Here is an 11,443-nt window from a genome sequence, read left to right as displayed (position 1 = left end):
TACACTGAAAACTTGGCGGCCTGCTTATTTTTTTTATAAGACAAAGACCACGCAATCTCCGGGTTCACAACCAAAAAATTTTGACCCGCCCCCTAATGGGCGGGCCGGCACCCCCGCCCCCCCCGATTCGCCGAGCACTCGCCTCAGCAGTTGCGCAGTTCCGGGCTCTGGTTGAGCAGCTGCGCGCGGGTGGAGACGAAGGTGTTGTAGGTGTCCCCGCCCGCCGAGGTCACCGGGAAGGCCGCGACCCGATGGCAGTTCTGGAACGCCAACTTGATGTTGAAGTGGCGCTCCAGCCCGCCGCGGATGGCATCGGAGGCCATGGCGCGCAGCAGTTGGCCGCGGGCCGTCTCATCCGGCGGCGGGATGACGTTGTCGGCGTATTCCTCGGTGCCCGAACGCAGATCGGCCGCCACCCGGCTGACCACCTCGTAGGCGTAGGGCAGGGAAACCCGAACACATTCGACGAATTCCTCGTCGCTGACTTCACCGCGTTCGGCGCGCTCGAGTAGTGCGGTGGGTACATCGAGTGACATATCGCTCTCCTCATGGGATGGCGGATGGTGTGAGCGAAAGTCTAATCGACAAACGTTGTCAACAACCCTGAATTCGAAGCGAAAGTACCCGCTCCAGAGCACTTTTCGCGTCGCCGGACAGTTGCCGGACCAGCTCGCGGGCCGGTAGCTCGGGCGCGAGCGAATGTGCTTGACCTGCCCAGAGATTCACTTCTTCCGCATTGCCCGACGCGCGTGCTGCGGCGCGCAAAGGCCCGGTGGCGTAATGGATTTCCGGATAGGCGGCGGGCGCGTCGCGATGGTCGAGCATGAAGCGATTGCGCAATCCGCGCGCGAGGCGTCCGGTGAAGGCGCGCGTCAGCATCGTGGGGGACCGGCGCGTGATGGCCGCGCGCACCAGCGGGAAGGTACCGGCCTCGGGGCAGCGCAGGAAGGCCGTGCCGATCTGCCCGGCGCGGGCGCCCGCGGTGAGCGCCGCAGCCAGGCCCGCTCCGGTCGCGATACCGCCGGCGGCGATGATCGGCCGGTCCACCTCCGGCGCGAGCAGCTGGATCAGCGCGAGCAGGCCGAGCGGGTCCGCGGTGTCGTCCTCCGGCCGATCGGCGAAGCTGCCGCGATGGCCGCCCGCCTCGGCGCCCTGCGCGATGACCGCGTCCGCGCCGGCCGCGCACGCGTGCCGGGCCTCGGGCACGGAGGTGACCGTCACCCAGACCTCGCTCCCGGCCGCGTGCAGCCGCTCGATCTCGGCCGCCGACGGACAGCCGAAGGTGGTGGAGACGACCGGCACCGGATCGGCGATCAGCGACTCGATCTTGGCGGCCCAGTCGTCGCTGTCGTACCGCGGTTCCCCGACCGCGAAGTCGTGACCCAGTTCCGTGACATAGGCGGCGAATCGCTCGGGCGGCGAGGGCTCGGAGGGGAAGAAAAGATTCACGCCGAAGGGCGCGCGAGTGAGCGCTCGCGTCTGCCGCACACGGTCGGCGAGGTCCGTAGCGGAGAGGTATCCGGCGGCCAGGAATCCCAGTCCGCCCGCGTCCGAAACCGCCGCTGCCAGCTCGGGAGTGGACGGCCCGCCCGCCATCGGGGCCAGAACAATCGGTGTGTCGAGCGTGTCGAGTAGCACGGCACCAGTGTGCCCCGACGGTAACGGGCAATGCGCGCGTCGCCCCCTAGCACATTCGTAAACGCGATCCAAGGTTGCGGAATGGTCACGGGCGAGTACAGTTTCCATCACAGCGATGCCGAATCGTTACCGGATCCCCGAACGCTAGGACGAGCTTTGCCGCACCACAGAGAGACCGCAGACTCCGTATCCGTTATGGACTTGCTTGGTGATTCTGGTGCGGGGCGCGTTGACGTCGCCGCCCGTCGTCGCCGGCATCGGGCCGACCCGACCACCGCCGATCGCGTGAAGACCGTGGCGAGCGCCGCGGTCGCCGCCGGCGCCCTGCTCGGCACCGCGTCCCAGCTGGTTCCGGCCCTCGCGCACGCCGCGCCGCTGCTCCCCAACCACGAGGAGAAGTCGGTCGCCGAGGACATCGCGCTCGCCGACGCCTCCGAATCCCTCAAGCAGGCCGCCGTTCCGGCCGCCGCGCCCGTCGCCGAGCAGGCCCCGGTCGCCGATGCCAACGCCGCGCCGATCGCCGCCGCGCCCGCGCCGTTCGGCCTGCAGAATCTGCCGCCCGAGATCTCCGGCCCGCTGGCGCAGGCCGAATCGACCCTCAAGCAGCTGCAGCAGCAGTTCGCCCCCGCCGCGGCCGTGCGCCCGGTCGCCGGTGTCATCTCCTCGACCTTCGGCGCCCGCTGGGGTGCGATGCACTACGGCGTCGACTTCGCCGATCAGCTCGGCGCTCCCATTCATTCGGTCATGAGCGGCACCGTGATCGAGGCCGGCCCGGCCTCGGGCTTCGGGCTCTGGGTCCGCGTGCAGCAGGACGACGGCACCATCGCCGTCTACGGCCACGTGAACGACATGCTGGTCAACGCCGGTCAGCGCGTGAACGCCGGTGACGTCATCGCCACCGTCGGCAACCGCGGCCAGTCCACCGGCCCGCACCTGCACCTGGAGATCTGGGACGCGGCCGGCGGCAAGATGGATCCGCTGCCGTGGCTGGCCAGCAAGGGCGTCATCATGCAGCAGCAGTGGGGCCCGGGTCAGTAGAGCGTGCACCCGCCCCTGCGAACGGGAGCTTCCCGGACCGGCGATCGCCGGTGGGCGCGGTGACAACGCTGGATGACCTGTTCGACCCGGCTTCGCTGCACGGGCGCGCGTACGCGGCCCTCGTCCAGCATCCCCGGTCGACCACGCTCGAAGTCGCCGAGCGGCTCGCGTGCCCGCCGCCCGTGGCAGAGGCCGCGCTGGACGCGCTGTGCCGGCTCGAAGCCGCGGTGCGTCTCACCGAGAGCAACGGCACCGTGCGCTGGGACGCACATGCCCCGGAAGCCCTGTCCGAGGCCGAGACTCGCCGCCGCAACTCCGACATGCTGCGCATGCAGTCCGCCGCCGCGCGCTTGGGCGAGACCTTCCGTTCGGTGCGCCGCACCACCGATGCCGACGGCGCCGTGGTGGCGGTCTACGAACGCCGGCAACTGCTCGCCGATTTCGAGGATCTGCAGCACACCGCGCATCACTGCGTGAAAGTCGTGGAGCGCGGGCCCTTCCTGTCCGATGTGGACACCGAGGAGCGACTGTTCGAGCTCAAGTCCGCGCGCATCACCGCGGGCATCGACTACCGCACGCTGTACCAGGAGACGATCTACCAGGACGCCGAACGACTGCGACATGTGCTGGCCACCAACGCGGTCGGCGCGCAGGCGCGCACGCTGCCCGATCCGCCGATGAAGATCATCCTGGCCGATGATCGCCGCGCGGTGCTCGTCCTGCACACCGATGAGCGGCGCGGTGATCCCATGGGTGTGCGCGTCGGCCCGTCGCCGACCCTCGATCTGCTGGTCAAGACCTTCGACGCGCTGTGGTCGATGGCCACCCCGGTCTCGGTGAATCCCGCCGAGTCACTGGACGAACGCGATCGCGCCATCCTCACGCTCATGAGCATGGGCGCGACCGACGACACCATCGCCCGCCGCCTGGGCCTGTCCCGGCGCACCGTCGTCCGCCGGACCGCGAGTCTGCTGGAACGCCTCGGCGCCAGCACGCGCTTCCAGGCCGGGGTGCAGGCCACCCGCCGGGGGTGGCTGTAACCCTTTGTGGTGCAGATCACATGGCTGCAACGCCCTGACCTGCTCACCGATAGTCACTGAGCTCGAGCCGTTATCGCGGCTCCGCGAGCCCGATATGATTGCTCGGTCCGCCGGCCCCGTAGTCGACCGGGGTTCCGTGTGGGTTGGCCGAAGGGTTTCGGCGCGCGGACCAAGCTATACCCGAGAGGTGAATGCACTCGAATGGATACTGCCCGCCGTACAGCTCGCGGTAATCGTCGGCGTCGGTCCGGCAGCCCTCTTTTCGGGCAGCTTCTCACCGCCGCGGTCGAGTCCGCGGCCGATACCGTCGCCATCTCGTTCAATCCGACGGGCGCCCCCGAGGATCAGCGGGAGCTGACCTACCGCGAATTGGACGAGCAGTCCTCCCGCGTCGCGCGCGAGCTCATCGCCCGCGGTGTCGGACCGGGCGACGTGGTGGCCATGGCGATCACCCGGTCGGTGGAATCGGTGCTCGCCATGTGGAGCATCGCCAAGACCGGGGCGGCGTACCTGCCGGTCGATCCGTCCTATCCGGTCGACCGCATCGAGCACATCCTCACCGATTCCCGCGCCGACTTCGGTCTGACGCTGCGGGCGCATCGGGCCGGGCTGGACGACGCGTCGACCTGGCTCGAACTCGACGATCCGGACCTGGCCGCGGCCATCGCCGCGCATCCCGCGCATCCGGTCTCCTACGCCGACCGGGTGCGCCCGCTCGCCGAACAGCATCTGGCCTGGATCATCTACACCTCCGGTTCCACCGGTAAGCCCAAGGGCGTGGCGACCACGCACGCGGGCATCGCGCACCTGGCCACCGCCATGCGCGAGCGCCGCGGGGTCACCGGCGAATCGCGGGTCTCCCAGCTGACCACCCCGAGCTTCGACTTCTCCCTGGTCGAGATGCTCATGGCGTTCACCGCCGGGGCGACGCTGGTCGTGGTGCCGCCGACCGTCTTCGGCGGGCCCGAGCTGGCGGAGGTGCTGCGCCGGGAGCGCGTGACGCACATGTGCATCACCCCCGCGGTGCTCGAATCCATCGATCCGGCCGGGCTGGACGATCTCGCGGCCATCATGTGCGGCGGCGAGCGGGTCAGCACCAATCTGGTGGACCGCTGGTCCTCGCCGACCCGCTCCTTCTATATCGAGTACGGCCCGACCGAGGTCACCGCGATCTCGGTCGGCACCGAGGTGCTCACCCCCGGCGATCCCGAGCACATCGGCGCCGCGATCCCCGGCATCGGCGCCTACGTGCTGGACGCGCGGCTGCGGCCCGTGCCCGCGGGCGTGGTCGGCGAGCTGTACCTCTCGGGACCCGGTCTGGCACAGGGTTATCTGTATCGCCCGAGCCTGACCGCCGAACGTTACGTGGCCAGCCCGTTCGGCACCGCCGAGAACGGTGAGGCCGGATCGCGCCTGTACCGCACCGGCGATCTCGTGAAGCGCTTGGACAGCGGCAATTTCGAGTATCACGGCCGCTCGGACTTCCAGGTCAAGATTCGCGGTCTGCGCATCGAGCTCGGTGAGATCGACGCCGTGCTCGCCTCGCATCCCGACATCGACTACGCGGCCACCCTCGGGGTCACCCTGCCGACCGGCGCGGCCGCCCTGGTCTCCTACGTGCTGCCGCGCCCGGGCGCGACGGTGGACACCGCCGCGCTGGCCGCGTTCGCGGGAGAGTCGTTGCCCGCGTACATGGTTCCGGCCGCGCTCATGGTGCTGGACGAGATCCCGCTGAATCCGGTGGGCAAGCTCGATCGCGCGCGCCTGCCCGAACCCGAGTTCAACGCGCGGGCCTTCCGCGCCCCCGGCACCGCCGCCGAACAGGCCATCGCCGAGGTGTTCTCGGCGCTGCTGACCCCGCCCGAGGCCGAGGAGCCGGTGCGGGTCGGCGCGGACGACGACTTCTTCGAACTCGGCGGCAACTCGCTGCTGGCGACCCAGGCCACCGCGCGCATCGGCAACGCGCTCGGCGTGCGGGTGCCGGTGCACGTGCTGTTCGAGGCGTCCTCGGTGAGCGCGCTGGCGCAGCGCCTGGAGCTCGAGAGCGTCGCGGTCACCGGTCCCGCGCTCGGCACGCTGGCGCGTCCCGAGCGGGTGCCGCTGTCGTTCGCCCAGCAGCGCATGTGGTTCCTCAACCGCTTCGATCCCAGCAGCGCGGTGAACAACATTCCGCTGGCGGTGCGCCTGACCGGCGACATCGACGTCGACGCGTTGCGGGCCGCGGCAAGGGATCTGGTGCAGCGGCACGAGGTGCTGCGCACGATCTACCCGGAGGTCGACGGCGAGGGTTTCCAGCAGGTGCTGCCGCTGAACGATCCGCGCGCGGTGCCCGGTCTCGAGGTGCTCGACATCGAGGTCGCCGATATCCGCGCGCGCGTCGGCGAGGTCGTGGCGGGCGGGTTCGACGTGACCGCCGCGCCGCCGATTCGCCTGCGGGTGCTGCGCATCGGCGCGCGGGAGCACGTGCTGGTGTGCGTGGTGCACCACATCGCCGCCGACGGCTTCTCCATGGGCCCGCTGACCCGGGATCTGGTGACCGCCTACGCCGAACGCGCGCGCGGTGTCGCGCCGTCCTGGTCGCCACTGGCCGTGCAGTACGCCGATTACGCGGTGTGGCAACGGGAAACGCTCGGCCGCGAGGACGACGAGACGTCGGTGCTGGCCCGGCAGATCGCGTTCTGGCGCGAGACCCTGGCCGATCTGCCCGATGAACTGGTGCTGCCGGCGGATCGCCCGCGGCCCCCGGTCGCCTCGTATCGCGGTGGGACGTACCGGTTCACGCTCGCCGACGATGTGTACGCCGCCGCGCGCCGGCTGGCCGAGAGCCGCAATTCGACGCTGTTCATGGTCGTGCACGCGGCGCTGACGGTGCTGCTGGCGCGCCTGTCCGGCACCGGCGATATCGCGGTCGGCACGCCCGTGGCCGGTCGCGGCGAGGCCGAATTGGACGATCTGATCGGCATGTTCGTCAACACCCTGGTGCTGCGCACCGAGGTCGACGGCGCGAGTTCGTTCGATCAGCTGCTGGCCCAGGTGCGTGAGAACGATGTGCGCGCCTTCGGGCACGCCGACGTGCCCTTCGAGCGCCTGGTGGAACTGCTCGATCCGGCACGTTCGCAGGCCCGCAATCCGCTGTTCCAGGTGATGCTGGCGTTCCAGAACCTGGCTCCGACCCGGCTGGAGCTGCCGGGCCTGAGCGTGTCCGGCGCCGATCTCGAGGTGCCGTTCGCCAAGTTCGACCTGCAGCTCACCGTGCAGGAGGAGATGGACGAGCGCGGCGACGCCACCGGCCTGGCCGCCGAGTTCTCCTACGCGCTGGATCTTTTCGACGAGTCGACGATCGCGGGCTTCGCGAATCGCTTCGCGCGGATTCTGGCCGCGGTGAGCGCGGATCCGAACGCGGCGGTCGGCGACATCGATCTGTTCGGCGTCGGCGAGCGGGCGCGCGTGCTGCACGACTGGAACGCGACCGCGGTCGATGTGCCCGCCGCGACCCTGGTGTCGCGCTTCGACGAACAGGCCGCGGCCACCCCCGACGCGGTGGCGCTGGTCTTCGAGGACGAGCGGCTCACCTACCGGGAACTGGCCGAGCGGTCGAGCCGGCTGGCTCGCGAACTGGTGCGCACCGCGGGCGCCGGTCCCGAATCGCTGGTGGCCCTGGCCATTCGGCGCTCCACCGAATTGGTGGTCGCCATGTACGCGGTGCTGCGAACCGGTGCGGCCTACGTGCCGCTGGATCCGGATCAGCCGCTGGATCGCGTCGCCCACATCCTCGAGACGGCGCAGCCCCGCCTGGTGCTGAGCACCGCGCGCGACGAGTTCACCGCCGCCGACGCCGCGCTGGTCGACGAACTCGAACGCGCCGCGGCGGGCCACAGCGGCGCGCCGCTGACCGATGCCGAGCGCACGGCCCCCTTGCGGCCGGAGAACACCGCGTACGTCATCTTCACCTCCGGGTCCACGGGCCGCCCCAAGGGCGTCGCGGTCTCGCACGCCGCGATCGTGAACCGCCTGGTGTGGATGCAGGCCGAATACGGTCTCACCGCCGACGACGCGGTGCTGCAGAAGACCCCGGCGACCTTCGACGTGTCCGTCTGGGAGTTCTTCTGGCCGTTGCAGGTCGGCGCGCGCCTGGTGGTCGCCGCCCCGGACGGTCACCGGGATCCGGCCTACCTGGCCCGGGTCATCGCCGAAACGGGCATCACCACGGCGCATTTCGTGCCGTCCATGCTCGCGGTGTTCGTGGCCGGGCTCGACGCCGGGACCACCGGTCTGCGCCTGCGGCACGTCTTCGCCTCGGGTGAGGCGCTGCCCGCGCCCACCGCGCAGCGCCTGCGCGAGCTGACCGGTGCGCGCCTGCACAACCTGTACGGCCCGACCGAAGCCGCGGTCGACGTCACGTACCACGAGGTCACCGCCGCCGACACGGTGTCGGTGCCGATCGGCCGCCCGGTCTTCAATACCCGCGTGTACGTGCTGGATTCGCGATTGGTCCCGGTTCCGGTCGGCGTCGCGGGCGAGCTCTACCTGGCCGGCGCGCAGCTCGCGCGCGGCTACGTGCGCCGCCCGGATCTGACCGCCGATCGCTTCCTGGCCGATCCCTTCGTCGACGGCGAGCGGATGTACCGCACCGGCGATCTGGTGAAGTGGACCGGCGCGGGTGAGCTGGAATACCTGGGCCGCACCGACTTCCAGGTCAAGCTGCGCGGTCTGCGCATCGAACTCGGCGAGATCGAGGCGGCGCTGCTGGCGCAGCCGGGCGTCGCGCAGTCGGTGGTCGTGGTGCGCGCCGACGCCCACGCCGGGGATCGCCTGGTCGGGTACGTGATTCCGGACGCCGGCGCGGTGATCGACACCGCCGCACTGGAATCCGCGCTGTCGCGCACGCTGCCGGGTTACATGGTGCCCGCCGCCACCGTGGTGCTGGACGCCTTCCCGCTGAACGCCTCGGGCAAGCTGGATCGCAAGGCCCTGCCCGCACCGGTGTTCGAGGCCAAGGTCTTCCGCGCGCCCGCGACGCCGATCGAGGAGATCGTGGCGCAGGTGTTCGCCGATCTGCTCGGCGCCCAGCGGGTCGGCGCCGACGACGACTTCTTCGAACTCGGCGGCAACTCCCTGGTCGCGACGCGGGCGGTCGCCCGGGTCAATGAGGCGCTGAACGCCGATGTAGCGGTGCGGGAACTGTTCGAGACCTCCACCGTGGCCGGGCTGGCCGCGCGCATCGTGCCCGGCGCGGGCGCCGGTGCGCGGCCGCCGCTGGTGGCCGCGCAGCGCCCGGAGCGACTGCCGCTGTCGCTGGCGCAGCAGCGCATGTGGGTGCTCAACCAGTTCGATCCCGAATCCCCGGCCTACAACATCCCGATGGCCATTCGCCTGACCGGCGCGCTGGATGTGACCGCGCTGCGGCAGGCCGCGGAGGACGTGCTGCTGCGGCACGAGGTATTGCGCACCCGGTACCCGGAATCCGCGCCCGGCGCACCGGCGTACCAGGAGATCCTCTCGGTCGCCGACGTCCTGCCGCGCGGTCTCGAGACCGAGCGCATGGCCGATGTCCCGGCGCGACTGGTGGAACTGGCCTCGGCCGGATTCGATGTCGCGGCACAGGTTCCGGTGCGGGTGCGCCTGCTCACCGGTACCGATCCCGAGGATCACCTGCTGGTGCTGGTCGCGCATCACATCGCCGCCGACGGCTCGTCCATGGCGCCGCTGGCCCGCGATCTGATGACCGCGTACCTGGCCCGCACCGCCGGTGCGACGCCGGGCTGGACGCCGCTGACCGTGCAGTACGGCGACTTCGCCGTGTGGCAGCGCACCGTGATCGGTACGGACGACGACGAGAACTCGCGCGCCGCACAGCAATTGGCGTTCTGGCGAGAGCGCCTGGCCGGGCTGCCCGATGCCCCGGTGCTGCCGCTGGACCGGCCGCGGCCCGCGGTGTCGAGCATGCGCGGCGCGCTGGTGGACACCACGGTTCCCGCCGCGGTGCACGCCGATCTGAACCGCATCGCCCGCCGGCACAACGCCTCGCTGTTCATGGTGGTGCACGCGGCGCTGGCGGTGCTGCTGGCCCGGCTGTCCGGCGGCAACGACATCGCGGTCGGCACCGCGGTCGCCGGGCGCGGTGAACGCGCGCTGGACGATCTGGTCGGCATGTTCGTCAACACCCTGACCCTGCGCACGGTGGTCGATCCCACCGCGCCGTTCGACGCCCTGGTCGAGCAGGCGCGCGAGGCCGACCTGTCCGCCTTCGCCAACGCCGACGTGCCGTTCGAGCGCGTCGCCGAGGTGGCGGCCGCGGGCCGTGGCGCCGCGAATCCGCTGCTGCAGGTGGTGCTTTCGCTGCTCAACACCGAGCAGCCGGTGGTGGAACTGCCCGGGCTGACGGTCTCGGCCCTGGACTCCGGCCTCACCGTGGCGAAGTTCGATCTGCAGATCGGCGTCGAGCCCCGCCCGGCCGTGGACGGCGACTTCGGTGATCTCGGGATCGTGTTCTCCTATGCCACCGACCTTTTCGACGAGGCGACGGTGCGCTCGTTCGGGCGGCGGCTGGAGCGGATCCTGGCGGCGGTGGCCGCGGATTCGCAGATCACGGTCGGCGACATCGACATTCTCGACGCGCAGGAGCGCGAGCGCGGCGCCGTGGCGGCCGAGGCCGCCGAGCCCGCGGTCGGCCGGACCCGGGGCGCGGCGCTGAGCCAGGTGCTCGTCACCGCGGCCGACGACGATCCCGAGGGCCCCGCGCTGGTGTGGGGCGAGGACGCGGTGAGCTACGAGGAACTCGCCGCTCGATCCGCGCGCCTGGCCCGGGTGCTGATCGCGCGCGGCAGCGGTCCGGGCACCGGGGTGGCGCTGCGACTGGATCGCGGCGTCGAGCTCGCCGTGGCGACGTGGGCGGTACTGCAGGCGGGCGCCGCGCTGGTGCCGCTGGCCGCTGCCGGCGCCCCGGGTCTGGACGTCAAGGTGGGCCTGACCCTCGGCGCGGCCCCCGCCGCCGGGGAGGGCATCGAATGGCTGTCGCTGGACGATCCGGCGGTGGCCGCCGAGATCGCCGCCGAATCGGCCCGGCCGGTGACCTACGCCAGCCGTACCCGCGCGCTGCGCGGTGAGGACGCCGCCTACGTGGCGGGTTCGGAACTGAGCTACGACGCGCTGGCCGCGGCCGTGCACCGGGTGCGCACCGGCAGCGAGCTGACCTTCGAGTCCCGCACGTACCAGTACGGGCCGCCGGAGTCGGCGCTGGCGCTGATCGAATTGGTGAGCGCGGGCGCGGTGGGCGCCTCGGTGGTGCTGGCCGAACCGGCCGATGTGCCCGAGGAATGGGTCACCCACCTGTTCGCGGCCGGCCATCGGCTCCCCGAACTCGGTGACCCGGAGGCGTTAGCGGACTTGCAGGCGCTGGTACTCGACGCGACCCCCGTCGCACCCGCATGGGCGCAGGTCGAGACCGTACTCGAGCTGCCCGGACTGCCCGCCGGCTGCACGAAGTGAGGTGAGTTCGAACCGCCGGGTTTGCGAGCACGCGCCTGCTGGGGTGAAGTAACCGCTGAGTAGTAACCGCTTGACGTAACACGGCCTCGGCACACTCGATGGTTCTCGTGGCGTGTCGGCACAGCACAATGGACAGGATGAGGAAAATCTTCATGATTCGGGTGGTCGGGGACCGGCACTACGAGACGCGGGCGGTGTGCGCATGACCCGCACGGCTCGAGTCCGGCCCACCCGCACCC

General features: G+C 70.9%; 5 protein-coding genes. 3 read left to right on the top strand and 2 right to left on the bottom strand.

Translation table 11 applies throughout. From position 1 onward, the window contains the following. Positions 1-143: 143 nt before the first annotated feature. Positions 144-536, bottom strand: a complete 393-nt coding sequence (locus ACWIGI_RS31430) for an SCO5389 family protein (RefSeq protein WP_454206435.1) — start codon at positions 534-536, stop codon at positions 144-146. 58 nt (positions 537-594) lie between these two features. Further along, on the bottom strand, positions 595-1,638 hold the full coding sequence (locus ACWIGI_RS31425) for a nitronate monooxygenase (RefSeq protein WP_454206433.1): 1,044 nt from the start codon (positions 1,636-1,638) through the stop codon (positions 595-597). Positions 1,639-1,923: 285 nt separating this feature from the next. Between ACWIGI_RS31425 and ACWIGI_RS31420 the strand changes: the two genes are divergently transcribed. The 3 genes from ACWIGI_RS31420 to ACWIGI_RS31410 all read left to right on the top strand — a co-directional run bounded on the left by ACWIGI_RS31420 (position 1,924) and on the right by ACWIGI_RS31410 (position 11,204). Next, positions 1,924-2,676 carry a M23 family metallopeptidase gene (locus tag ACWIGI_RS31420; RefSeq protein ID WP_454206432.1) on the top strand — a complete coding sequence of 251 codons (753 nt, stop codon included), beginning with the start codon at positions 1,924-1,926 and terminating at the stop codon, positions 2,674-2,676. A 59-nt stretch (positions 2,677-2,735) separates the two neighbouring features. Then, on the top strand, positions 2,736-3,716 hold the full coding sequence (locus ACWIGI_RS31415; protein WP_454206430.1) for a LuxR C-terminal-related transcriptional regulator: 981 nt from the start codon (positions 2,736-2,738) through the stop codon (positions 3,714-3,716). Between the two features lie 201 nt (positions 3,717-3,917). Next, a complete protein-coding gene (locus ACWIGI_RS31410; protein ID WP_454206428.1) occupies positions 3,918-11,204 on the top strand; it encodes an amino acid adenylation domain-containing protein in 7,287 nt (2,428 codons plus the stop codon). The last annotated feature ends 239 nt before the right edge of the window (positions 11,205-11,443 follow it).

It is taken from the genome of Nocardia sp. NPDC055321 (genome assembly GCF_053645575.1).
This window is presented reverse-complemented; position numbering and strand designations above follow the sequence as displayed.

Excerpts from the sequence above, each read along its gene's own strand:
- ACWIGI_RS31430 (WP_454206435.1), bottom strand. The coding sequence starts at position 536 with ATGTCACTCGATGTACCCACCGCACTACTCGAGCGCGCCGAACGCGGT.
- ACWIGI_RS31410 (WP_454206428.1), top strand. The coding sequence starts at position 3,918 with ATGGATACTGCCCGCCGTACAGCTCGCGGTAATCGTCGGCGTCGGTCC.